The 22104-nt window shown below is 63.4% G+C and carries 21 protein-coding genes; 6 read left to right on the top strand and 15 right to left on the bottom strand.

Features of this window, described 5'->3' with window-relative positions; all coding sequences use genetic code 11:
• Nucleotides 1–4 precede the first annotated feature (4 nt).
• Both polA and DEJ54_RS04915 read right to left on the bottom strand, forming a co-directional pair.
• Nucleotides 5–2911: a DNA polymerase I gene (gene polA / locus DEJ54_RS04920; protein ID WP_113153579.1), complete on the bottom strand. Its 2907-nt coding sequence runs from the start codon at nt 2909–2911 to the stop codon at nt 5–7.
• Between the two features lie 335 nt (nt 2912–3246).
• On the bottom strand, nt 3247–3678 hold the full coding sequence (locus DEJ54_RS04915; protein WP_113153578.1) for a Fur family transcriptional regulator: 432 nt from the start codon (nt 3676–3678) through the stop codon (nt 3247–3249).
• Nucleotides 3679–3914: 236 nt separating this feature from the next.
• On the opposite strand from DEJ54_RS04915, the gene DEJ54_RS04910 reads away from it, so the two are divergent.
• Genes DEJ54_RS04910 through DEJ54_RS04895 form a run of 4 tightly spaced genes read left to right on the top strand, consistent with a single transcriptional unit; the run spans nt 3915 to nt 7418 of the window.
• Nucleotides 3915–4769, top strand: coding sequence for a metal ABC transporter substrate-binding protein (locus tag DEJ54_RS04910; protein ID WP_305778811.1), 855 nt, complete (start codon nt 3915–3917; stop codon nt 4767–4769).
• Nucleotides 4766–5674 carry a manganese/iron ABC transporter ATP-binding protein gene (locus DEJ54_RS04905; RefSeq protein ID WP_113153577.1) on the top strand — a complete coding sequence of 303 codons (909 nt, stop codon included), beginning with the start codon at nt 4766–4768 and terminating at the stop codon, nt 5672–5674. Before DEJ54_RS04910 ends, DEJ54_RS04905 begins: the two co-directional genes overlap by 4 nt.
• Nucleotides 5671–6546 carry a metal ABC transporter permease gene (locus DEJ54_RS04900; protein ID WP_113153576.1) on the top strand — a complete coding sequence of 292 codons (876 nt, stop codon included), beginning with the start codon at nt 5671–5673 and terminating at the stop codon, nt 6544–6546. The genes DEJ54_RS04905 and DEJ54_RS04900 overlap by 4 nt, the downstream gene beginning before the upstream one ends.
• Nucleotides 6543–7418 (top strand): metal ABC transporter permease, encoded by an 876-nt coding sequence (locus DEJ54_RS04895; RefSeq protein WP_113153575.1) that lies wholly within the window; start codon nt 6543–6545, stop codon nt 7416–7418. Before DEJ54_RS04900 ends, DEJ54_RS04895 begins: the two co-directional genes overlap by 4 nt.
• Nucleotides 7419–7671: 253 nt before the next feature.
• On the opposite strand, the gene DEJ54_RS04890 is transcribed toward DEJ54_RS04895, so the two are convergent.
• The 13 genes from DEJ54_RS04890 to DEJ54_RS04830 all read right to left on the bottom strand — a co-directional run bounded on the left by DEJ54_RS04890 (nt 7672) and on the right by DEJ54_RS04830 (nt 20762).
• The gene (locus tag DEJ54_RS04890) at nt 7672–8079 is read right to left on the bottom strand and encodes a RidA family protein (RefSeq protein WP_113156092.1); all 408 of its coding nucleotides are present in this window, start codon (nt 8077–8079) and stop codon (nt 7672–7674) included.
• Nucleotides 8080–8114: 35 nt separating this feature from the next.
• Nucleotides 8115–8801, bottom strand: coding sequence for an ABC transporter ATP-binding protein (locus tag DEJ54_RS04885; RefSeq protein ID WP_113153574.1), 687 nt, complete (start codon nt 8799–8801; stop codon nt 8115–8117).
• Nucleotides 8798–9547: an ABC transporter ATP-binding protein gene (locus tag DEJ54_RS04880; RefSeq protein ID WP_113153573.1), complete on the bottom strand. Its 750-nt coding sequence runs from the start codon at nt 9545–9547 to the stop codon at nt 8798–8800. Before DEJ54_RS04880 ends, DEJ54_RS04885 begins: the two co-directional genes overlap by 4 nt.
• Nucleotides 9540–10511, bottom strand: a complete 972-nt coding sequence (locus tag DEJ54_RS04875; protein WP_113153572.1) for a branched-chain amino acid ABC transporter permease — start codon at nt 10509–10511, stop codon at nt 9540–9542. The genes DEJ54_RS04880 and DEJ54_RS04875 overlap by 8 nt, the downstream gene beginning before the upstream one ends.
• A 10-nt stretch (nt 10512–10521) precedes the next feature.
• Entirely contained in the window at nt 10522–11442 is a 921-nt protein-coding gene (locus DEJ54_RS04870; protein ID WP_113153571.1) for a branched-chain amino acid ABC transporter permease, read from the bottom strand.
• 174 nt (nt 11443–11616) lie between these two features.
• Nucleotides 11617–12753, bottom strand: coding sequence for an ABC transporter substrate-binding protein (locus DEJ54_RS04865; RefSeq protein ID WP_113153570.1), 1137 nt, complete (start codon nt 12751–12753; stop codon nt 11617–11619).
• A 69-nt stretch (nt 12754–12822) separates the two neighbouring features.
• Entirely contained in the window at nt 12823–13656 is an 834-nt protein-coding gene (gene kynA / locus DEJ54_RS04860; RefSeq protein ID WP_113153569.1) for a tryptophan 2,3-dioxygenase, read from the bottom strand.
• Between the two features lie 3 nt (nt 13657–13659).
• Nucleotides 13660–15279, bottom strand: coding sequence for an AMP-binding protein (locus tag DEJ54_RS04855; RefSeq protein ID WP_113153568.1), 1620 nt, complete (start codon nt 15277–15279; stop codon nt 13660–13662).
• Nucleotides 15280–15288: 9 nt separating this feature from the next.
• On the bottom strand, nt 15289–16431 hold the full coding sequence (locus tag DEJ54_RS04850; protein WP_113153567.1) for an acyl-CoA dehydrogenase family protein: 1143 nt from the start codon (nt 16429–16431) through the stop codon (nt 15289–15291).
• The gene (locus DEJ54_RS04845) at nt 16431–17243 is read right to left on the bottom strand and encodes an enoyl-CoA hydratase family protein (protein ID WP_113153566.1); all 813 of its coding nucleotides are present in this window, start codon (nt 17241–17243) and stop codon (nt 16431–16433) included. The genes DEJ54_RS04850 and DEJ54_RS04845 overlap by 1 nt, the downstream gene beginning before the upstream one ends.
• Nucleotides 17240–17716 (bottom strand): MarR family winged helix-turn-helix transcriptional regulator, encoded by a 477-nt coding sequence (locus DEJ54_RS04840; RefSeq protein WP_113153565.1) that lies wholly within the window; start codon nt 17714–17716, stop codon nt 17240–17242. Before DEJ54_RS04840 ends, DEJ54_RS04845 begins: the two co-directional genes overlap by 4 nt.
• Complete coding sequence (locus tag DEJ54_RS04835; protein ID WP_113153564.1) at nt 17710–18468, bottom strand: SDR family NAD(P)-dependent oxidoreductase; 759 nt, start codon at nt 18466–18468, stop codon at nt 17710–17712. The genes DEJ54_RS04840 and DEJ54_RS04835 overlap by 7 nt, the downstream gene beginning before the upstream one ends.
• Nucleotides 18469–18470: 2 nt before the next feature.
• The gene (locus DEJ54_RS04830; RefSeq protein ID WP_113153563.1) at nt 18471–20762 is read right to left on the bottom strand and encodes a bifunctional salicylyl-CoA 5-hydroxylase/oxidoreductase; all 2292 of its coding nucleotides are present in this window, start codon (nt 20760–20762) and stop codon (nt 18471–18473) included.
• 219 nt (nt 20763–20981) lie between these two features.
• Between DEJ54_RS04830 and DEJ54_RS04825 the strand changes: the two genes are divergently transcribed.
• Nucleotides 20982–21812 (top strand): alpha/beta hydrolase, encoded by an 831-nt coding sequence (locus DEJ54_RS04825; RefSeq protein WP_113153562.1) that lies wholly within the window; start codon nt 20982–20984, stop codon nt 21810–21812.
• A 55-nt stretch (nt 21813–21867) separates the two neighbouring features.
• The gene (locus DEJ54_RS04820) at nt 21868–22104 is read left to right on the top strand and encodes an Lrp/AsnC ligand binding domain-containing protein (RefSeq protein WP_007010700.1); all 237 of its coding nucleotides are present in this window, start codon (nt 21868–21870) and stop codon (nt 22102–22104) included.

Genomic DNA, 22104 nt, shown 5'->3' with positions numbered 1-22104 from the left:
GGCGTCAGTGCGCCTCGTTCCAGTTGTCGGCGGCGCGCGCTTCAACCTGAAGCGGGACAGAGAGGGAGCGGGCCGGCAGGGCGGCGTTTTCCATCACGTCGCAGATCAGCGGGATGACCGCGTCGACCTTGCTTTCGGGCGCTTCGAAGATCAGTTCGTCATGCACCTGCAAAAGCATTTTCACCTCGCCGAATCCGGCGTCCGCAAGCGCTTCGTCCATGCGCACCATGGCGCGGCGGATGATGTCCGCCGCCGAACCCTGGATCGGCGCGTTGATCGCGGCGCGCTCGTTGAAGGCGCGCAATTGCGGATTGGACGAGCGGATCTCCGGGTAGTGTGCCCGGCGGCCAAAGATCGTCTCGACATAGCCGAGTTCCTTGGCCTTGGCCTTGGTGGCGTCCATGTAGTCCTTGATGCCGGGGAAGCGCTCGAAATAGCGCTTGATATAGGCGCTGGCTTCCTCGCGCGGAATGGCGAGCTGGTTGGCAAGACCGAAGGCGGAAATGCCGTAGATGATGCCGAAATTGATCGCCTTGGCGCGCCTGCGCACCTCCGATGGCATGCCTTCCACCGGCACGTCGAACATTTCCGACGCCGTCATGGCGTGAATGTCGAGCCCGTCGGCAAACGCCTTCTTCAGTTCCGCAATGTCAGCCACATGGGCAAGCACGCGAAGCTCGATCTGGCTGTAGTCGGCAGAGATCAGCTTTGCGCCTTCCGGTGCCACGAAGGCGGTGCGGATCTTGCGGCCTTCAGGCGTGCGAACCGGGATGTTCTGAAGGTTCGGCTCGGAGGAGGAGAGGCGGCCCGTCGTCGTGGAGGCGAGGGCGTAGGAGGTGTGAACGCGCTTCGTCTCGGGATTGATGTAGCCCGGCAGCGCATCCGTGTAGGTGGATTTGAGCTTCGTCACCTGCCGCCAGTCGACGATCTTGCGCGGCAGTTCGTGCCCTGCGCCAGCCAGGTCCTCCAGCACCTGCGCCGAGGTCGACCACTGGCCGGTCTTGGTCTTGCTGCCGCCCGGCAGACCCATCTTGCCGAACAGGATTTCGCCAAGCTGCTTGGGCGAGCCGATGGTGAAGCGCTCGCCGGCCAGCGTGTAGATTTCGTCTTCGATGCCGGCGGCCGTCTGGGCGAAGTCACCCGACATGCGCGACAGGATCTGGCGGTCGACGGAAATGCCGCGATGCTCCATCCGGCCGATCACCGGGATCATGGGGCGCTCGAGCCGCTCATAGACGGAGACCAGCCCTTCGGCGGCGAGCCGGGGCTTCAGCACCTGCCACAGCCGCAGCGTGATGTCGGCATCCTCGGCGGCATAGGCGGTGGCGCGCTCCAGATCCACCATGTCGAAGGTGATCTGCTTGCGGCCGGTGCCGGTCAGTTCCTTGTAGGGGATGGGTTTGTGGCCGAGCCAGCGCTCGGAAAGCGCGTCCATGCCGTGGCCCACCGTGCCGTGGCTGCCGGTGCCGGCATCGAGCACATAGGAGATCAGCATGGTGTCGTCGCAGCCGACGATCTCCACGCCAAGCCGATACATGATCAGCCAGTCATATTTCAGGTTCTGCCCGATCTTGAGAACGGCGGGATCGGCCATCATGGCGCGGATCGCCTCCAGCGCCTCTTCCTGCGAAAGCTGGTTCTCGATCAGCCCGCCGCCCAGAAGGTCGCCACTGCCGCTCTTGTGCGCGATCGGCACATAGGCCGCGCGGCCGGGTTTGGTCGCAAGCGAAAAGCCGCACAGCTCCGCCTGCATCGGATCAAGCGAGGTGGTCTCGGTGTCGAAGGCGAGGATGCCTGCCTCATAGGCTTCCGCGACCCACTTCTTCAGCGTGTCGAGATCGCGGATGCATTCATAGCCGGCGTGATCGAAGGTCTGTGCCGAGCCTGCTTCTGCGATCCTGTTGGCGAGCTTCGACGGTGTGTCCGCATCGCCCGTGTCTTCGGCCGGCGTGAGGTCGGGTCCATGCGCGTCCGCGCCGGCTTCGACCTCCACATGGGCGGCCTCGATCTCGGCCACTTCGGCTCCGGTGGCCTCGGCCACACGGCGCGTCAGCGTGGTGAACTCCATTGCTTTCAGGAAGCCGATCAGCTTCGGCCCGTCCGGCGGGGCGAGCTCGAACGTGTCGATGGCGTGCTCCACCGGAACATCGATCCTGAGCTTGACCAGCTCGCGCGAAATGCGCGCCTTGTCGGCGAATTCGATCAGGTTCTCGCGGCGTTTCTTCTGCTTGATCTCCTCGGCGCGGGAGAGCAGCGTGTCGAGATCGCCATATTCTTCCAGAAGCTGGGCCGCCGTCTTGGGACCGATGCCCGGCACGCCGGGAACATTGTCGACGGAATCGCCCGTGAGCGCCTGCAGGTCGATCATCTTCTCGGGCGGCACGCCCCATTTCTCGATCACTTCGGGAATGTTGATTTCCCGGTCCTTCATCGGATCATACATCGAGACGTTTTCGGTCACGAGCTGCATCAGATCCTTGTCGGAGGAGATGATCGTGGTGTCGCCGCCGGCCTCGCTTGCGAGCCGCGCATAGGTGGCGATCAGGTCGTCGGCCTCGAAGCCGGCCAGCTCGATGCAGGGCAGGTCGAAGGCCTGCGTCGCCTCGCGGATCAGACCGAACTGCGGCACCAGATCCTCCGGCGGCTCCGAGCGGTTGGCCTTGTATTCCGGGTAAAGATCGTTGCGGAACGTCTTCGAGGAATGGTCGAAGATGACCGCGAAATGGGTCGGGGTGACGCCCACCTCCGTATCGCGCGCATTCTGCAGAAGCTTCCAGAGCATGTTGCAGAAGCCGGCGACGGCGCCCACCGGCAGGCCGTCGGATTTGCGGGTCAGCGGGGGCAGCGCGTGATAGGCGCGAAAGATGTAGCCCGAACCGTCAACGAGGAAGAGATGATCGCCTTTTTTCATGGCTGCTACGGGTAGCGCGGCGGGGTGCGCCTGTCCATGGAAAAGGGGGGCTGTCCGCGCCTTTCGGACAGGTGTCCTGACAAGGTGGAACGGGGCCTACCGCTTTCTATCACGCGTTTGTTACGAAGTTGTAATGTCCCGTGCCCTTGAATAGCCACGTTCAAGCACAAAATAACACACAGCGGCATTTTTCGCCGTGGTCCGCAAAAGGCTCGTCCCCCGCCTTTACCGGGCGAAATAGCGGCAGCCTCATCCCCCCTCTCCGGGCTGCCGCGGTGTTTCAAGCATGGCCGCCGTGGTTTCCCCTCCACCACGGCGGCTCTTGCGTTCAGGGGTCAGGTTTTCCTGCGTTTCCTGCCGTAAAGCTCCAGCCGATGGTGCACGATGTCGTAGCCGAGCGAGCGGGCGATCTCTTCCTGCAGCTTCTCGATCCGGTCCGAGTGAAACTCGATCACGTCACCCGTATCCATATCGATCAGGTGGTCGTGATGTTCACCGTCGGCCTGCTCGAAGCGTGCGCGTCCGCCCTCGAAGGCATGGCGGTGGATCGCGCCCATTTCTTCAAGAAGTTTCATGGTCCGGTAGACGGTTGAAAGCGAGATGCTGGGGTCGATGATCGTCGCGCGCTGGAAGATTTCCATCGCGTCGGGATGATCGTCCGTTTCCGTCAGAATGCGAAGAATGATCTTGCGCGGCCTGGTGATGCGAACACCGGCGCGACGCAGTTCCTTTTCGTAATCCGGCTTGTGGGCGGGGTGCTGATTCATCGGCGGACTATGCGCCAGATGACAATCAGTTGCAAAGATTCGATCATCACTTGCCGGTGCTTCTCCTCAGGAAAGCCCGCATTCCCGGCATTCTTCGCTTTTTTATTGCAAACGATTTGCAATTGCATTGACGGGAAGCGGAATCCACCATAACTATGAAGCGTTGCAGCAGTTTCGATGTGTTTCAGGGGATTCTCATGCCATCAGCCAAGCGATTGGCCACTTTCGTCATTGCAATGCTTGCCGCGTCCTCCGCCTTTGCGCAGGACGAACGTTTCAAGGCGGTCACCACATTCACCGTCATCGCGGACATGGCGCGCAATGTCGCCGGCGATGCTGCGGTGGTCGAGTCGATCACCAAGCCCAATGCCGAAATCCATAATTACCAGCCGACGCCCGGCGACATCCTGCGGGCGCAGGACGCCGAGCTGATCCTCTGGAACGGGCTCAATCTCGAACTCTGGTTCGAGCGTTTCTTCCGCAATCTGAAGGATGTGCCGAGCGTCGTCGTTTCGGAAGGCGTGGAGCCGATGAGCATCGGCGACGGACCCTATACCGGCAAGCCAAACCCGCATGCCTGGATGTCGCCGAGCGATGCGCTGATCTATGTCGACAATATCCGCGACGCGTTCTCGCAATACGATCCGGAGAATGCCGAGATCTATGCGAAGAACGCGGAGGCCTACAAGGCCGAGATCCAGTCCGTTGTCGATCCGATCCGGGAGCGACTGGCGGCCATTCCCGAAGATCACCGGGTGCTCGTCACCAGTGAAGGCGCGTTCAGCTATCTGGCGCGCGATTTCGGGCTGAAGGAACTCTACATCTGGCCGATCAATGCCGACCAGCAGGGCACGCCGCAGCAGGTGCGTCACGTGATCGACCAGATCCGTGAAACCAATGCGCCTGCGGTCTTCAGCGAAAGCACCGTCTCGCCCAACCCCGCAAAGCAGGTGGCGCGTGAGACGGGGGCGGCCTATGGCGGTGTTCTCTACGTGGATTCGCTCAGCGACGACAACGGCCCGGTTCCCACCTATCTGGATCTTTTAAGGGCCACGAGCGAGACCATTGCCGAAGGATTGACCGGGCAATGAACGCACCCGTTGTGAACATGAAGAAGAAGCCGGCGGCGCAGTCCGCCGGCATTGACGTTCGTGATGTCACCGTCACCTATCGCAATGGCCACACGGCACTGCGCGATGCGAGCTTCTCCATCCCCACCGGAACCATTGCGGCCCTTGTCGGCGTGAATGGCAGCGGCAAGTCCACCCTGTTCAAGGGGATCATGGGGTTTGTTCCGCTGGCAAAGGGCGATGTCTCCATTCTGGGCGAGCCGGCCGGTCGGGCGCTCAAGCGCAATGTCGTTGCCTATGTGCCGCAGGCCGAGGAAGTGGACTGGAACTTCCCGGTTCTGGTCGAGGATGTGGTGATGATGGGCCGTTATGGCCACATGAATTTCATGCGCTGGGCGCGCCGGCAGGACCATGAAATGGTCGAGGCCGCGCTTGAGCGCGTCGGCATGGCCGATTTCCGCAAACGTCAGATCGGCGAATTGTCGGGCGGCCAGAAAAAGCGCGTCTTTCTGGCTCGCGCGCTGGCGCAGGAGGGCAGGGTGATCCTGCTCGACGAGCCCTTCACCGGCGTCGATGTGCGGACCGAAGAATCCATCATCGCGCTGCTCAAGGCGCTGCGCGAAGAAGGCCATGTCATGCTGGTCTCGACGCATAATCTGGGCAGCGTCCCGCGTTTCTGCGACCGCACGATCCTGATCAACCGCACGGTACTGGCAGCTGGTCCCACCGAGGATGTGTTCACGCGCGCCAATCTGGAAAAGGCATTTGGCGGCGTCCTGCGCCAGTTCACGCTCGGCGGCGCGGAGCTGCATGAAGATGCCGAGGAAGATTCCCGGCAGGTCACCGTTCTGACCGACGATGAGCGGCCCTTCGTCATCTATGGCGACGAGAAGAACGGACGCCCGGAGGAGGGCAAGCACAAATGAGCGCCTATCTGCTCGAACCCTTCTCCTATGGCTACATGGTCAACGCCATGTGGGTGAGCGCGCTGGTGGGCGGCGTCTGCGCCTTCCTGTCGGCCTATCTGATGCTCAAGGGCTGGTCGCTGATCGGCGATGCGCTTTCGCATTCCATCGTGCCCGGCGTTGCCGGCGCTTACATGCTTGGCCTGCCATTTTCCATCGGTGCGTTCTTCGCCGGTGGTCTGGCGGCAGGCGCGATGTTCTTCCTCAACCAGCGCACAAGGCTGCGGGAGGATGCAATCATCGGTCTGATCTTCACGTCCTTCTTCGGCCTCGGTCTGTTCATGATCTCGCTGTCGCCGGCCTCGGTGAACATCCAGACCATCGTTCTGGGCAACATCCTCGCCATCACGCCGTCCGAGACGCTTCAGCTCGTCATCATTTCCGGCGTCACGCTGGCCGTGCTCGCGGTCAAGTGGAAGGATCTGATGGTCGCCTTCTTCGATGAGAACCACGCCCGCTCCATCGGTCTCAATCCGGGCTTTCTGCGGCTGATCTTCTTCACGCTTCTGAGCGCCTGCACGGTTGCCGCCATGCAGACGGTCGGCGCGTTTCTCGTGATCGCCATGGTGGTGACGCCGGGTGCGACGGCCTATCTCCTGACGGACCGTTTCCCGCGTCTGGTCGCCATCGCGGTCGCCATCGGGGCGGTGTCGAGTTTTGTCGGTGCCTACGCCAGCTACTTCCTTGATGGCGCGACGGGCGGGATCATCGTTGTGCTGCAAACGCTGACCTTCCTCACCGCCTTCGTCTTTGCGCCAAAGCACGGCACGCTCGCCGCGCGCCGACGCGCCCGTGAGGCGCTGAAAGACTCGATGCAGGAGGCGGGCGCATGAGCGGCTTTCTCGACACGGCGCTGATGCCTTTCGCCTTTCCGTTCATGCAGCAGGCGTTCATCATCTCGGTGCTGATCGCCGCGCCCATGGCGCTGCTTTCCTGTTTCCTGATCCTGAAGGGTTGGTCGTTGATGGGTGACGCCGTCAGCCATGCGGTGCTGCCGGGCGTGGTCATCGCCTATATCATCGGCATACCCTTCGCCATCGGCGCATTCGTGGCTGGCATGACCTGCGTTGTGGGCATTGGCTATCTCAAGGAAAACAGCCGCGTGAAGGAAGACACCATCATGGGTGTCGTCTTCTCCGGCATGTTCGGGCTCGGCCTGCTGCTTTACACCAAGATCCAGACCGAGGTGCATCTCGACCACATCCTGTTCGGCGACATGCTGGGCGTGACCTGGGGCGACATCACGCAGACGGGCATCATTGCGCTGTTTGTGTGCGCGGCCATTCTTCTGTTCCGCCGCGACCTGCTTCTCAATGCGTTCGACCCGCAGCACGCCAAGGCAATCGGCCTGCCGGTGCGGGTACTGCATTACGGGCTACTGGCAATCCTGTCGCTCACCATCGTGGCGGCTCTGACGGCGGTGGGCATCATTCTGGCGATTGCGCTTCTGATCGGGCCGGGCGCGGTGGCGTTCCTGCTCGTCCGGCGCTTCGACCGCATGTTGCTTGTCAGCCTGGCGGTGGCGCTGTTCGCTTCGTTCTTTGGCGTCTATCTGAGCTTCTTCATCGACAGCGCGCCGGCCCCGACCATCGTGCTTCTGATGACGGGCATGTTCCTTGTGGCCTTCGTTTACACACTGCGCCGCAATGCGCGGGAAGATGCCGCGCGGGAGGTGGACTCAAGCGAACTGGGCGTGGGGCGATGAGCCTTCGCGGTGTGGAGCCCAAGCGCCCTCGCCCTTCGACAAGCTCAGGATGAGGGTTACTGGAAGCTCCGTGCTTTCTTCAAACGTGAAATGCGGATGCAGAAACATATATCGTACGTAGCGCTACTGCTTTTCTGAGCGAGTTAAACAGCCCTCATCCTGAGCTTGTCGAAGGGCGAGGGCGCTTGGCTCCTAGGTATCGTGATAGCGCCGGGCGTCGCTCTCAGATGCCCGGCGCTTGAGCCTCGTGCGGCTAGTCGGGCAGAACGGCTGTGGCTTCGATCTCGACCTTCGCCTCGTCTTCGATCAGCGCCACCACCTGCACGACGCTCATGGGCGGGAAGTTACGGCCCATGGCGGAACGATAGGCTTCGCCCAGCTCGCGCAGACGGCTGCCATAGGCTTCCTTGTCGGTGATGAACCAGGTCAGGCGCACCACATGCTCCGGCCCGGCACCCGCCTCCTTGAGAAGCGTGACAATGTTCTCAAGCGCCTGACGCACCTGGCCGATGAAGTCGTCGGTCTCGAACACCTGATTGCTGTTCCAGCCGATCTGACCCCCAAGGAAGACGGTGCGCCCCCTTGCAACAACACCATTGGAATACCCCTTGGCAGGAACCCAGTCGGCTGGCTGGAGAATCTGGTGAAGCGGGACAGTCATGCTATTTCCTTCATGCTTGGGAACGAAAGGCGTGATCACACGCCGAGGAAGCGCTGCTGGATTTCATCGGTGAGCGCCAGGGGCGCACCGGTCCATGCGGTGCGGCCTTTTTCGAGAATGACACAGCGGTCCGCCACGGGCAGTAACTCGCTCAGCGTCTTGTCGACGATCAGGATCGACTGGCCCTCCGCCCGGATGGCGCGGATGGCGCGCCAGATGTCCTGCCGGATCACCGGGGCAAGCCCTTCGGTCGCCTCGTCGAGAATGAGCAGGCGTGGATTGGTAGCCAGCGCCCTGCCGATGGCAAGCATCTGCTGCTCGCCGCCCGAAAGCGTGCTCGCATACTGATCGCGCCGCTCCGCCAGTCGCGGGAACAGCGTGTTCACGCCATCGAGCGTCCATTTGCCGGGACGTGCGGCGGCGAGGATGTTTTCCTCCACCGTCAGGTTCGGGAAGCAGCGCCGGCCTTCCGGCACCAGTCCCACGCCGAGCCGCGCGATCCGGTGCGGCTTCATCCGCGTGATGTCCTTGCCGGCAAAGGCAATGCTGCCGGATTGCGGTGGCGTCAGGTGGCAGACGGAGTGGATCGTGGTCGTCTTGCCCATGCCGTTGCGGCCCATCAGCGCCACGGCCTCTCCTTCTTCGACCGAAAGGTCGACGCCGAAAAGCGCCTGCGACTTTCCATAGAAGGTTTTGAGATCCTGGATGTCGAGCAGCTTCATGCGCCGTCTCCCAGATAGGCTTCGCGCACGGCGGGATGGTTGCGAATGTTGTCGACCGAGCCGGTGGCGATGATCCGCCCGTAGACGAGAACGGAGATGCGGTCGGCCAGTGCGAAGACGGCGTCCATGTCGTGCTCGATCAGAAGGATCGGCGCTTCGTCGCGCAGACGATCGAGAAACCCGGTCAGCGCCTGCGAGCCTTCCGGCCCCATGCCCGCCATCGGCTCATCAAGCAGAAACGCCTTTGCGCCGAGCGCCAGTGCGATGGCGATCTCGAGCTGCCGCCGCTCGCCATGCGAAAGCTCGGCTGCCGGCACATCGGCGCGGTCGGCAAGACCCACGCGCGTGAGCGCTTCCCGCGCCGGGTCGGTGAGGCTCCGGTCGCGCATGACGGGTTTGAAGAAATGGAAGCTGGAGCCCTGACGCGCCTGCACCGCCAGCATCACATTGCGCAGCGCCGAGAACTCGGGCGCGAGCGAGGACACCTGGAATGTGCGCCCCATGCCAAGCCTTGCGCGGGCCGCCACATCGAGCGGCTTCACATCCCGGCCCTCGAAGCGGATCTCGCCGCTGTCGGGTGTCAGCGAGCCGGCGATCTGGTGGATCAGCGTCGACTTGCCGGCGCCGTTCGGGCCGATCAGCGCGTGGATCTCTCCCGGTCTGAGGTCGAGGCTGACGCCATCGGTCGCCTTCAGCGCGCCGAAGCTTTTTCTCAGGTCGCGAATGTCGAGGATCGGTTCAGCCATGACGCGCCCTCCCGGCCAGAAGTCCCATCACGCCGCCGCGGGCAAACAGCACCACGGCCAGCAGGATCAGGCCGAGGAAGAACTGCCAGTGCTCGGTGATGCCGCCCAGCGCGAACTCGAACAGCACATAGACGATGGCCCCGGCCAGCGGCCCGGCAAGCCGGCCGACACCGCCCAGAATGATGAGAACGATCAGTTCGCCCGACATGTGCCACGAGAACATGGAGGGGCTTACGAAGCGGTTGAGATCGGCAAAGAGCGCGCCGGCAAGCGCGGTCATCATGGCCGAGATAACGAAGGCCGTGAGCCGCACCCGGAACGGGCCGATGCCGACGGCGGCAAGCCGGGTCTCGTTCTGTCGTCCGGCCTGCAGCGCTGCGCCAAAGCGCGAGTCGCGAAGCATGGCGAAGACGATGAGGCCCAGCGCCAGAAGCCCGAAGCAGATGAGGAAGAAGCTCATCGGCGCGAGCGTGTTCATGCCCGGAAAGGTGTTGCGCACGTAGATCGACAGACCGTCCTCGCCGCCATAGGCGGGCCAGGAGATCGCGAAATAGTAGATCATCTGCGCGAAGGCGAGGGTGATCATGATGAAGTAGACGCCGGAGGTCCTGAGCGAAATCAGGCCGATCAGAACGGCAACGAGCCCGGCGGCAATCGCGCCCGTGATCCAGATGACGATCATCTGGTTGGTGCCGGGCAGACCGAGGAGAAGCGGCTCGCTGTTGAATGCATGGGTGGCGAGAATGCCGGCCGCATAACCGCCAATGCCGAAGAAGGCGGCATGGCCGAACGACACCAGACCACCAAGGCCGAGCGCGATGTTGAGCCCGGTGGCGGCAAGGCCCAGGATCGCCATGCGGGTCGCCAGCGTGATGTAGAAGGTCTCGCCCATCGCCTGTGCAATGAAGGCGGCGGCAAGCAGGCTGGCAATGATCAGGATGCTGATGGTTGTTTCGCGTGTCATGGCCGGTCCCTCACGCATTCGCCGCGAACAGGCCCTGGGGCCTGAAGGCAAGGATGAGGGCCATGACGATGTAGATCAGCATGGAGGCAAGAGCTGCGCCGATCGTGGCGGCTTCCGAATTGGGCATGAACAGGCCGAAGAAATACGGCAGCAGGAAACGGCCCAAAGTCTCTGTCAGCCCTACCAGGATGGAGCCGATCAGCGCGCCCTTGATGGAGCCGATGCCGCCGATGACGACAACCACGAAGGCAAGGATCAGCACCGGTTCGCCCATGCCCACCTGTACTGACTGAAGCGCCCCCACCATTGCGCCGGCAAGACCGGCAAGGGCTGCGCCCAGCGCAAAGACCAGCGTGTAGAGCGTGCCGATGTCGATGCCGAGCGCGCCGATCATCTCGCGGTCGGATTCGCCAGCGCGAATGCGCATGCCCAGCCGCGTCTTGCCGATCAGGAGATAGAGCCCGATGGCGACGGCGATGCCGACGCCGATCACGGCCAGCCGGTAGATCGGATATTGCGCGCCACCGGGCAGATGCACCGCGCCCGAGAGAAGCTGCGGAATATCGAGATAGAGCGGGAAGGAGCCGAACACCCAGCGCGTGCCCTCGGAGAAGATGAGGATCAGCGCAAAGGTGGCGAGCACCTGGTCGAGATGGTCGCGTTCGTAGAGCCGTCTGATGACGAGGATCTCGACGAGCGCGCCGGCGGCGGCTGCGGCGGCAAGGCTGGCGACAAGCCCCAGCCAGAAGGAGCCGGTGGCTGCGGCCACGGTCGCGCAGGCAAATGCGCCGACCATGAAGAGCGAACCATGCGCAAGGTTGATGAGCCCCATGACGCCGAAGATCAGCGTCAGGCCGGCGGCCATCAGGAACAGCATCACGCCGAACTGCAGGCCATTCAGGATCTGCTCAATGAAAAGGGTCAGGGACACGGGGAGCTTTCGCCGTCTGGTTTTGAGGTGGAGCGCTGCGTGGACGTCTCCCTCTCCCTGTTCACGGGGAGAGGGTGAGGGTGAGGGGCTGCGCCATGATCCGCAAAGACTGGCGCCCGCCCCTCATCCGCCTGCCGGCACCTTCTCCCCGCCAGCGGGGAGAAGGAAGCTGTCCTACATCTTGCATTCGGCCGCGTAGGCGTCCTGGTGGTCGGTGAACGCCGTGGAAACGATCTTGTTGGTCAGCGTGTCACCGTCCTTCACCACCTCGCGGACATAGAAGTCCTGGATCGGGTGGTTGTTGCTGTTGAACGAGAACTTGCCGCGAACCGAATCGAAATCCGCTTCCTTCAGCGCAGCGCGGAACGCATCCTTGTCCTTCACGCTTGCCTTGCCGGCGGCGGAGAGGATCAGGTTCGCCGTGTCATAGGCCTGCGCTGCGTAGACGGAGGGCAGGCGGCCATAGGCTTCCTTGAAGCCCTCGACGAAGGTCTTGTTGGCTTCATTGTCGAGGTCATAGGCCCACGATGCCGCGTTCTTCACGCCAAGCGCCGCGTCGCCGATCGCCGGCAGAACGTCCTGGCTGAACGAGAAGGCCGGACCCATCAGCGGCAGGTCGACGCCCGACTGCGCATACTGCTTGGTGAAGGCGACGCCCATGCCGCCCGGCAGGAAGATGAACACCGAGTCCGCATCCGATGCGCGGATCTGTGCGATCTCGGCGGCATAGTCCGTCTGTCCGAGCTTGGTGTAGACCTCGCCGGCGAGCTCACCCTTGTAGAAGCGCTTGAAGCCGGTGAGCGAGTCCTTGCCGGCCGGGTAGTTGGGGGCCATGATGAAGGTCTTCTTGAAGTCCTTGTTGGCGGCCTCGCCCATCGCTTCGTGGAAATTGTCGTTCTGGTAGGCGACGTTGAAATAGTTCGGGCTGCAGCCTGCGCCGGCAAGAGCAGAGGGGCCGGCATTGACCGACAGGTAAATCACATCCTGCGCCGTTGCCGACGGCACGACGGCCATGGCCAGGTTCGACCAGATGATGCCCGTCATCAGGTCGACCTTGTCGCTCTGGATCATCTTGTCCGCAATCTGCACGGCAAGTTCCGGCTTGCGCGCATCGTCTTCGGTGATGACCTCGATGTCCTTGTTGCCGGACTGTTCGATCGCCAGCACGAAGCCGTCGCGGGCGTCGATGCCCAGTCCTGCGCCGCCGCCGGAAAGCGTGGTGATCATGCCGATCTTGACCGGCTCGGCAAAGGCGTTGCCGGCAACGCTTGCCGACAGGGCAAACAGGCTTGCTGCAATAAGCTTTTTCATGAAGTGTCTCCCAATGGTTCCCAGGTTATTAGTTGCCGTTATTTTCGGCTTTGTCACCCGTTTCTCAGGCTACATGTCCGTGCGGACACGCCAGAGCTCGGGGAATAGTTCCACATCCAGCATCTTGCGCAAATAGGAAACGCCGGACGTGCCGCCCGTGCCGCGCTTCAGGCCGATGATGCGTTCCACCGTCGTCACATGGTTGAAGCGCCAGCGGCGGAAATAGTCCTCGAAGTCGATCAGTTTTTCGGCGAGTTCGTAAAGCGCCCAGTGCTCGTCGGGCTTTGAGTAGACGGCCTTCCAGGCCTTCTGCACCTGGTCGTTGGCCTCGCGCCTTGTGCGCCAGTCGGTGCGTCCGGCGTCAGCGCCGATGTCGAAGCCATTGCGCTCCAGAAGCCGCAGCGCCTCGTCGTAAAGACTCGGCTCGGCGAGGATCTCCTCAAGACGCGCCGTGATCTGCGGCAGGTCCGAATGGGGTTTGAGCATCGCCAGGTTGCGGTTGCCGGCCAGGAACTCGATGGAGCGGTACTGCCACGACTGGAAGCCCGAGGACTGGCCAAGCGCATCGCGGAACATGGAGTATTCGCTCGGCGTCATGGTGCGCAGCACGTCCCATGCGCTGTTGAGCTGCTCGAAGATGCGGGCCACGCGGGTCAGCATCTTGAAGGCGGGGCGCAGCTGGTCATCGGCGATGGCGGCGCGCGCCGACCGGATCTCGGTGATGGCGAGCTTCATCCAGAGTTCGGATGTCTGGTGCTGGATGATGAAAAGCAGCTCGTCACGCGCCGGAGACAGAGGCTCCTGCGCATCGAGGATCTTCTCCAGATGCAGATAGTCGCTGTAGGACATGGGCGGCTTGATGTCCGCCGCGTTGTCGTCATCGAGTTCCGGTTGGCTGGCCATGGTTCAGTCTGTCTCTCTCAAGCGGAAACGCTGGATCTTGCCCGTCTCTGTTTTTGGCAGAGCATCGAGAAACCTGATCGAGCGCGGATATTTGTAGGGCGCGATCACCGCCTTCACGTGGTCCTGCAGGCGTTTCGCCGTTGCTTCGTCGCGGGCCACACCCTCGGCCAGCACCACATGCGCTTCGACGATCTGCCCGCGTTCTTCGTTCGGCGCGCCGATCACGGCGCATTCCAGCACCTCGGCATGGGCGAGCAATGCCGCTTCTACCTCGGGGCCGGCGATGTTGTAGCCGGAGGAAAGGATCATGTCATCGGAGCGGGCGGCGAAATGGAAGCGGCCCTCCTCATCCTGATAGAAGCTGTCGCCCGTCAGGTTCCAGCCGGCGCGCACATACTCTTTCTGCCGTTCGTCGGCGAGATAGCGGCAGCCGGTCGGGCCGCGCACGGCCAGCCGGCCGGTTTCGCCGCGCGGCAGCTCGTTCATGTCCTCGTCCACGATCCGCGCTTCATAGCCGGTCACCGGGCGACCCGTGGTTGCCGGGTGCCGGTCGTCGAAACGGTTAGAGATGAAGATGTGCAGCATCTCGGTTGCGCCGATGCCATCGAGGATCGGCTTGCCGGTCTTCTCCGTCCATGCCTCGAACACCGGTCCCGGCAGGGTCTCGCCGGCCGAAACGGCAACGCGCAGCGAGGAAAGGTCTGCCCCTTCGTCCATCGCCGCCATCATGGCGCGGTAGGCGGTGGGCGCGGTGAAGCTCACCGTCGCGCGGTACTTCTCGATGATCTCGATCATGTTGGGCGGGGTGGCGCTTTCAAGAAGCGTCGCCGTTGCGCCAAAACGCAGCGGGAAGATCGCCAGACCACCAAGCCCGAAGGTGAAGGCAAGCGGGGGCGAACCGACAAACACGTCGTCCGGCGTGACCTGAAGCACTTCATTCGCATAGGCGTCGGCGATGATCAGCAGATCGCGGTGGAAGTGCATGGTGGCCTTGGGGATGCCGGTGGTGCCGGAGGTGAATCCCAGAAGGGCGACATCGTCACGGCCCGTCTTCACCGCGTCGAAGGTGACCGGCTTGTCGAGCGCGATGCGGTCCAGCTCGGCATCGAAATTGGCCGTGCCGTCGAAGCCCACCACCTTCTTGAGGAAGCGGCTTTCCTTGGCGCAGGCCACCAGCTCGTCCTTGATGCGCGTGTCGCACAGCGCCAGCTCGATCTCGGCCTTGTCGACGATCTTGGCCAGCTCGCCCGCGCGCAGCATCGGCATGGTGTTGACCACAACCGCGCCCGCCTTGGTGGCGGCCAGCCAGCAGGCCACCATGGCCGGATTGTTCGCCGAGCGGATCAGGATGCGGTTGCCCGGCTTGACGCCGTAATCCTCGACCAGCGCATTGGCAAGGCGGCTCGTCCAGTCCGCCAGTTCCTTGTAGGTGCGGCGGCGTCCATTGCCGATCAGCGCCACATGATCGCCGAAACCGCGCTCCACCAGTCGGTCGGTCAGTTCGACGCCGGCGTTCAGATATTCGGGGTAGTCAAAGCCATCGAGAAGGAAGGCCGGCCATTGGTCTTCCGGCGGGAGATTGTCCCGCGCAAAGGTGTCGGTATGACCTGTCGGTCCGAGCATGTTTCCTCCCTATTTCATCGTTTGCCGTGCGATCACGACTTTCTGGACGTCTGATGCGCCCTCATAAATGCGGAGCGCCCTGATCTCCCGGTACAGGCTCTCCACAATGTGTCCGCGGCGCACACCGTCGCCGCCATGTATCTGCACTGCCTTGTCGATCACCTCCTGCGCCCGGTCGGTGGCGAACAGCTTGGCCATTGCCGCCTCGCGGGTGACGCGCGGTGCGCCCATGTCCTTGGTCCAGGCTGCGCGGTAGATGAGGAGTGCTGCAGCGTCGATGTCGAGCGCCATCTCGGCGATGTGTCCCTGCACCATCTGCAGGTCGAACAGCGGCGCACCGAAAAGCTCGCGGCTGCCTGCCCGGTCCAGGGTCTCATCAAGCGCGCGGCGTGCGAAGCCGAGTGCGGCCGCACCCACGGTCGAGCGAAACACGTCGAGCACCGACATGGCGATCTTGAAGCCATCGCCCGGCTTGCCGATCATGGCGGAGGCGGGCACGCGCACATCGTTGAAGGCAAGCCGCGCCAGAGGATGCGGCGCGATCACGTCGAGGCGCTCCGCGACCTCCAGCCCCGGCGTGTCGGCAGGTACGAGAAAGGCCGAGATGCCTCTTGCGCCCGGCGCTTCGCCGGTGCGGGCAAACACGGTGTAGAGGTCGGCGATGCCGCCATTGGAGATCCAGGTCTTCTCGCCGGACAGCACATAGTCGCCGCCGTCCCGGGTGGCGGCCATGTCCATGTTCGCCACGTCCGAACCGGAGCGCGGTTCCGACAGGGCGAAAGCCGAGAGCGCCTTGCCCGCCCGCGTCCTGTCGAGCCATTGCTGCTGCTCCGGCGTGCCGAACAGGCTGATCGCCCCGGTGCCGAGGCCCTGCATGGCGAACGCGAAATCGGCCAGCCCGTCATGGCGGGCCAGCGTTTCACGGGTCAGGCACAATGTACGCACGTCGAGCGGGCCGGGATTGGCCGTGTCGACTGCGGTGGGTTTCAGGAAACCCGCTTCGCCAAGCCGGGCGACGAGGTCGCGGCAGGCGGCGTCCACATCGCTGTGGTCGACGGGGAGGTTCTTGGCGCACCACGCATCCAGCCTGTCGGCCCAGTCGCGGTGGCGCTGCTCGAAGAAAGGCCAGTCCAGAAACGAACGATCAGCCATCAATCCCCCTCGAAAACCGGTTTTTCCTTGGCGACGAACGCGCGGTAGGCGCGCTCGAAATCCCGGGTCTGCATGCAGATCGCCTGCGCCTGGGCTTCCGCCTCGATGGCCTGTTCCAGACCCATCGACCATTCCTGATTGAGCTGCGTCTTGGTGATGCCATGCGCGAAGGTCGGTCCGGCGGCGATCCGCGCGGCCATGTTCAGCGCCTCCGCTTCAAGCGCGTCGGCGGCGACGAGCCTGTTGTAGAAGCCCCAGCGCTCGCCTTCCTCCGCACTCATGGAGCGGCCGGTGTAGAGCAGTTCCGCCGCACGGCCCTGACCGATGATGCGCGGGAGCATGGCGCATGCGCCCATGTCGCAGCCTGCCAGCCCGACGCGGGTGAACAGGAATGCGGCCTTGGCCTCCGGTGTCGCAAGGCGCAGGTCGGAGGCCATGGCGATGATTGCGCCGGCGCCAACCGCCACGCCGTCGATGGCGGAGATGATCGGCTTGTTGCAGGCGATCATCGCCTTCACCAGATCGCCGGTCATGCGGGTGAAGGCGAGCAGGCCCTTCATGTCCATGTCGACCAGCGGGCCGATGATGTCGTGCACATCGCCGCCCGAGCAGAAGTTTCCACCATTGGGCAGGAACACGACCGCATCCACGTCATCCGCATAGGGCAGGGCGCGGAACGTATCGCGCAGCTCGGCATAGGACTCGAAGGTGAGCGGGTTCTTGCGGTCGGGCCGGTCAAGCTGGATCAGCGCGACATTGCCCTCCATCCGCCAGATGAAATGCTGCGGCTTTAAACCCGCCATGGAGCTCATACCCCGCCCTCCCAATTGCTTTCGAATGTCTTGAGTGTGCCGGCCAGCGCCCGGGCTTCCTCCTCGGGCAGATTGCCGAGCAGTTCGTTGATCCAGCGCTCATGCGCTTCGGCCATGGCGGCGAAGGCTTCCTTGCCGGCCGGCGTCAGCTTGATGATCGAGGTGCGGCGGTCGCCGTCGCGCTTCGTGCGGCAGGCGAGCCCGTCGGTGACGAGCCGTTCCACGATCCCGGTCACATTGCCGTTCGACACGAGGAGAAAGCGCGAGATGTCGCTCATCGCCATGCCTTCGGGTGCGCGGTCGAGCACGGACAGCACATCGAAGCGCGGCAGCGTGGTGTTGAAGCGGGCTTTGAGCCGTTCGCGCAGAACGGCCTCGACCAGGCGCGAGGCGCGCAGAATTCTGATCCACAGACGCAGGCGTTCCTTTGCCGGAGCGCCGCTGCGAACAGCGGCGAGGGGAGCGCTTACCATGTTTCACCTCCAGAGATGGAAATCGACTGGCCGGTGACCGAATTGGCCTCGGGGCTGATGAGCCAAAGCGCAGCAGCGGCCACTTCCCGGGGCTGAATCAGCCGGCCATGGGGATTGGCTTCGACGAACCCCTTGCGGGCTTCCTCGTGGCTGCGCCCGGTCTTCTCGACCACGCGCTGAATGGAATCTTCCAGCATCTCGGTTTCCACGTAACCGGGGCAGATCGCGTTCACCGTCACGCCGGTCTTCACCAGCTCGACGGAGAGTGCGCGCATCAGGCCGATGACGCCATGCTTCGATGCAACATAGGGCGCGACATAGGCGTAGCCCTTCAGGCCGGCCACGGACGCGATGAAGATGATGCGGCCATTGCCGCGCTTGGCCATGGGCGAAAGCGCTGGCTTCACGCTCAGGAACGCCCCGGTCATGTTGACGCCGAGGATGCGGTTCCAGTCTTCGAGCTTCGTGCGATGGGCGGGCGCGCTGGAGGCCGTGCCCGCATTGGCAATGACGATGTCGAAGGGGCCGCGCGCGGCTTCCGCCGTCTCGTAGAGCGCCTGCATCGAGGCTTCGTCGGTCACGTCGGCAGTCAGCGCATGGATGCGTTCGTGCCGGGCCGCCACTTTTTCAAGCGGCTCGGCGCGCCGCCCGCAGATCGTGACATCAATGCCGGCTTCCGCGAGCGCAAGGGCCACGGCCTCGCCGACGCCCGTTCCGCCGCCTGTCACAAGTGCGTGGCGGTTTGCGCTCATGATCACACCTTCCCCGTCATCTGCTCGGCCCGCTCGGCAAGCCGGTAGAGCTGGTCGCGGCCGGGCAGGTAGGGATCGGGCCAGGTCACGCCCCGGTCGCCCAGCGTTGCCGCAGCATGCAGCGTCCAGTAGGGATCGGCCAGATGCGGACGGGCGAGGCAGACGAGGTCTGCGCGGCCGGCCATCAGGATCGAGTTGACGTGATCCGGCTCATAGATGTTGCCGACGGCCATGGTCGCCATGCCGGTCTCGTTGCGGATGCGGTCGGAGAACGGGGTCTGGAACATGCGGCCATAAACCGGGCGCGCCTGTTTCGAGGTCTGGCCCGCCGAGACGTCGCAGATGTCGACGCCGGCCTCCTGCAGCATGCGCGCAATCTCCACGGCTTCGGCCGGGGTCACGCCTGCGTCGCCCACCCAGTCATTGGCCGAGATGCGCACAGAGATCGGCTTGTCCTCCGGCCATACGGCCCGAACCGCAGCGAAAATCTCCAGCGGATAGCGCATACGGTTTTCCAGGCTGCCGCCATAGTCATCCGTGCGCTTGTTGGTCATCGGCGAGATGAAGGACGACAGGAGATAGCCGTGCGCAAAGTGCAGTTCGAGCATGTCGAACCCGCAGCGCTCCGCCATCCCGGCGGCAGCGACGAACTGGTCGCGCACCGCGTCCATGTCGTCGCGGTCCATCGCCTTCGGCGTCTGGTTCGCGTCGGACCATGCCACTTCGGAGGCGGCCATGAGCGGCCAGTTGCCGTCTTTCAGCGGTGCGTCCATCTCTTCCCAGCCGAGCTGGGTCGAGCCCTTGGGGCCCGAATGGCCGATCTGCGCGCAGATCCGCGCATCGGTCTCACGGTGAACGAAATCGACGATGCGCGTCCAAGCGGCTTCGTGCTCCGGCTTGTAGAAACCGGGGCAGCCGGGCGTGATGCGGCCCTCGGGGCTCACACAGGTCATCTCGATATAGACGAGACCGGCACCGCCCTTGGCGCGCTCGCAATAATGCACCATGTGCCAGTCGGTCGGGCAGCCGTCGACGGCCTTGTACTGAGCCATGGGCGAGACGACGACGCGGTTCTTCAGCGTCAGGCCGCGCAGCTTGTAGGGCGCGAACATGGGCGCGCGGGCGGCATTGTCCTCGGCGCCTGCCTGCTGCTGGAACCAGGTCTCCGCATCCGCAAGCCATTCGGGATCGCGCAGGCGCAGGTTCTCGTGGCTGATGCGCTGCGAGCGGGTGAGCAGCGAATAGTTGAACTGCACCGGGTCGAGATCGAGATAGCGTTCCACCTCCTCGAACCACTCCAGCGAGTTGCGCGCCGCAGACTGCAGGCGCAGCACTTCCAGCCGTCGAGCGTCTTCGTATTTGTCGAAGGCTTCTTTCAGCGTCGGTTCGGTGTGCAGATATTCGGCCAGCGCGATGGCGCTTTCGAGCGCCAGCTTGGTGCCCGAGCCGATGGAGAAATGCGCGCTTGCCGCCGCATCGCCCATCAGCGCGATGTTCTCATGCGACCAGCGTTCGCACAGCACGCGCGGGAAGTTGATCCATGCCGAACCACGAATGTGGTTGGCGTTGGTCATCAGCTTGTGGCCGCCCAGATGATCCTTGAAGATCCGCTCGCATACGGCGATGGAATCCTGCTGGCTCATCTCGCCGAAGCCAAACTTCTCCCAGGTCTCCGGGCCGCACTCCACGATGAAGGTCGCGGTCTCGTCGTCGAACTGGTAGGCGTGCGCCCATACCCAGCCATGCTCCGTCTTCTCGAAGATGAAGGTGAAGGCGTCGTCGAATTTCTGATGGGTGCCGAGCCAGACGAACTTGCATTTGCGCACGTCGATGTCGGGCTTGAACACGTCGGCGAAGGTGGTTCGCGTCCGCGAGTTCAGGCCGTCGGAGGCCAGCACCATATCGTATTCGGCCATGAAGGGGCGGGGATCGTCGATCTCCGTCTCGAATTCGAGCCTGATGCCGAGTTCGCGGGCGCGCTCCTGCAAGAGAATGAGCAGGCGCATGCGGCCGATGCCGCAGAAACCGTGCCCCGTGGAGAGCGTGCGCACGCCCTTGTGCACCACGGCGATGTCGTCCCAATAGGCGAAATGTTCGCGGATGCGCTCGGCGCTGACGGGGTCGTTTTCCGCCAGATTGTCGAGGGTTTCGTCAGAGAGAACCACGCCCCAGCCGAACGTGTCATCGGGCTTGTTGCGCTCGAAGACCGTGATGTCGTGGGCTGCATCGCGCAGCTTCATGGAGATTGCGAAATAGAGGCCCGCCGGACCACCGCCGAGAATTGCGACTTTCATGCTCGAGCTCCTTCCTCCCAGGATTGCTCTACGCCTGGCTTTGTAAGCTTGGAGCATTGCACCGGACAGACGACATTTCAAGCATGAAATTTTAAGGTTGAAATATGTCCGGTCTGGGCGCAGTGTACATCACGATCCGCAATGATGACAGTGGAGGCTGGCACGGCTATGCAGGCTCTGTTGCCATGTGCGGAGGGCGGCGCGGAGGGAGAATTGAACATGTTCTATCGTCAGGTTTCGGACTGGGATGACGCCTATGCGAATGGCGCAAACATTCCGCAGGGCGACCGCTGGCCGGACGCCTGGGTAGCCCCGGCGCAGGCTTATCGCGATGCGCTTTCGGCTGCTGGCCGGGCAGAGCTCGACATTCCCTATGGCGATGGCGCACGCAACCACTTCGACCTGTTTCTGCCGGAAGGAAAGCCGGCCGGTCTGGTGGTGTTCATCCATGGCGGTTTCTGGCTGAAACTCGACAAGAGCTTCTGGTCGCATCTGGCCGCCGGTGCGGTCGACAGCGGCTATGCGGTAGCCATGCCGTCTTACACGCTGTGCCCCGAAAACTCGATTTCCGGCATCGTGCGCGAGATCGGCGCGGCGGTCACCGCCGCTGCCGGACGCGTCGACGGCCCGCTCGTCCTGACCGGCCATTCGGCGGGCGGCCACCTTGCCTCGCGCATGGCCTGCGAGACCTCACCGCTGCCTGCGGATGTGCGTGCGCGCCTTCGCCATGTCCTGTCGATCTCCGGCGTGCATGATCTGCGCCCGATGATGAAGACGGCGATGAATGAGGGGCTGAAGATCACGCAAGAGGAGGCGCAGGCGGAAAGCCCGGCGCTGCTCGCGCCCATCCCCGGCGTGCGCCTGACCTGCTGGGTCGGCGCTTCGGAGCGGGGCGAGTTCCTGCGCCAGAATGCGCTTCTCGCCAATGTCTGGGTCGGGCTTGGTGCGCAGACCGCCGCTGTGGAAGAACCCGACCGCCATCATTTCGATGTCATTGACGGGCTCGCGGATTCATCCCATCAGATCGTGCGCTGTCTGTTGACAGCGTAACGCGATGGGCCAAGTCTGGCCCGACCCTGTTTCGAACTTGCTCCATGGAGCCCTTATGAGACCTGTCTTCGTTCAACTGCGCTGCAAACCCGGCAAGACCTATGAGGTGGCCGACGAACTCTACAAGCGCGAAATCGCCTCGGAGCTTTACTCCACGAGCGGCGATTACGACTTGCTCATGAAGGTCTACATCGATGACGGTGTCGATATCGGCAAGTTCGTCAGCGAGAACATCGCCAATGTGCCCGGCATTCGCCGTTCGCTCACCACTTTGACCTTCAAGGCGTTCTGA

This window comes from Nitratireductor sp. OM-1 (genome assembly GCF_003296175.1).
Lineage (GTDB): Bacteria > Pseudomonadota > Alphaproteobacteria > Rhizobiales > Rhizobiaceae > Nitratireductor > Nitratireductor aquimarinus.
This window is presented reverse-complemented; position numbering and strand designations above follow the sequence as displayed.

What these genes read in the sequence shown, in the direction of transcription:
- DEJ54_RS04820 (WP_007010700.1), top strand. Translation starts at nt 21,868, where the DNA reads ATGAGACCTGTCTTCGTTCAACTGCGCTGCAAACCCGGCAAGACCTAT.
- DEJ54_RS04885 (WP_113153574.1), bottom strand. Translation starts at nt 8,801, where the DNA reads ATGAAGCTGCTCGACATCCAGGATCTCAAAACCTTCTATGGAAAGTCG.
- DEJ54_RS04835 (WP_113153564.1), bottom strand. Translation starts at nt 18,468, where the DNA reads ATGAGCGCAAACCGCCACGCACTTGTGACAGGCGGCGGAACGGGCGTC.
- DEJ54_RS04830 (WP_113153563.1), bottom strand. Translation starts at nt 20,762, where the DNA reads ATGAAAGTCGCAATTCTCGGCGGTGGTCCGGCGGGCCTCTATTTCGCA.
- DEJ54_RS04825 (WP_113153562.1), top strand. Translation starts at nt 20,982, where the DNA reads ATGTTCTATCGTCAGGTTTCGGACTGGGATGACGCCTATGCGAATGGC.
- DEJ54_RS04850 (WP_113153567.1), bottom strand. Translation starts at nt 16,431, where the DNA reads ATGGCTGATCGTTCGTTTCTGGACTGGCCTTTCTTCGAGCAGCGCCAC.
- DEJ54_RS04905 (WP_113153577.1), top strand. Translation starts at nt 4,766, where the DNA reads ATGAACGCACCCGTTGTGAACATGAAGAAGAAGCCGGCGGCGCAGTCC.
- DEJ54_RS04915 (WP_113153578.1), bottom strand. Translation starts at nt 3,678, where the DNA reads ATGAATCAGCACCCCGCCCACAAGCCGGATTACGAAAAGGAACTGCGT.
- kynA (WP_113153569.1), bottom strand. Translation starts at nt 13,656, where the DNA reads ATGGCCAGCCAACCGGAACTCGATGACGACAACGCGGCGGACATCAAG.
- DEJ54_RS04910 (WP_305778811.1), top strand. Translation starts at nt 3,915, where the DNA reads ATGCTTGCCGCGTCCTCCGCCTTTGCGCAGGACGAACGTTTCAAGGCG.
- DEJ54_RS04855 (WP_113153568.1), bottom strand. Translation starts at nt 15,279, where the DNA reads ATGCTCGGACCGACAGGTCATACCGACACCTTTGCGCGGGACAATCTC.
- DEJ54_RS04865 (WP_113153570.1), bottom strand. Translation starts at nt 12,753, where the DNA reads ATGAAAAAGCTTATTGCAGCAAGCCTGTTTGCCCTGTCGGCAAGCGTT.
- DEJ54_RS04840 (WP_113153565.1), bottom strand. Translation starts at nt 17,716, where the DNA reads ATGGTAAGCGCTCCCCTCGCCGCTGTTCGCAGCGGCGCTCCGGCAAAG.
- polA (WP_113153579.1), bottom strand. Translation starts at nt 2,911, where the DNA reads ATGAAAAAAGGCGATCATCTCTTCCTCGTTGACGGTTCGGGCTACATC.
- DEJ54_RS04900 (WP_113153576.1), top strand. Translation starts at nt 5,671, where the DNA reads ATGAGCGCCTATCTGCTCGAACCCTTCTCCTATGGCTACATGGTCAAC.
- DEJ54_RS04880 (WP_113153573.1), bottom strand. Translation starts at nt 9,547, where the DNA reads ATGGCTGAACCGATCCTCGACATTCGCGACCTGAGAAAAAGCTTCGGC.
- DEJ54_RS04845 (WP_113153566.1), bottom strand. Translation starts at nt 17,243, where the DNA reads ATGAGCTCCATGGCGGGTTTAAAGCCGCAGCATTTCATCTGGCGGATG.
- DEJ54_RS04890 (WP_113156092.1), bottom strand. Translation starts at nt 8,079, where the DNA reads ATGACTGTCCCGCTTCACCAGATTCTCCAGCCAGCCGACTGGGTTCCT.
- DEJ54_RS04875 (WP_113153572.1), bottom strand. Translation starts at nt 10,511, where the DNA reads ATGACACGCGAAACAACCATCAGCATCCTGATCATTGCCAGCCTGCTT.
- DEJ54_RS04895 (WP_113153575.1), top strand. Translation starts at nt 6,543, where the DNA reads ATGAGCGGCTTTCTCGACACGGCGCTGATGCCTTTCGCCTTTCCGTTC.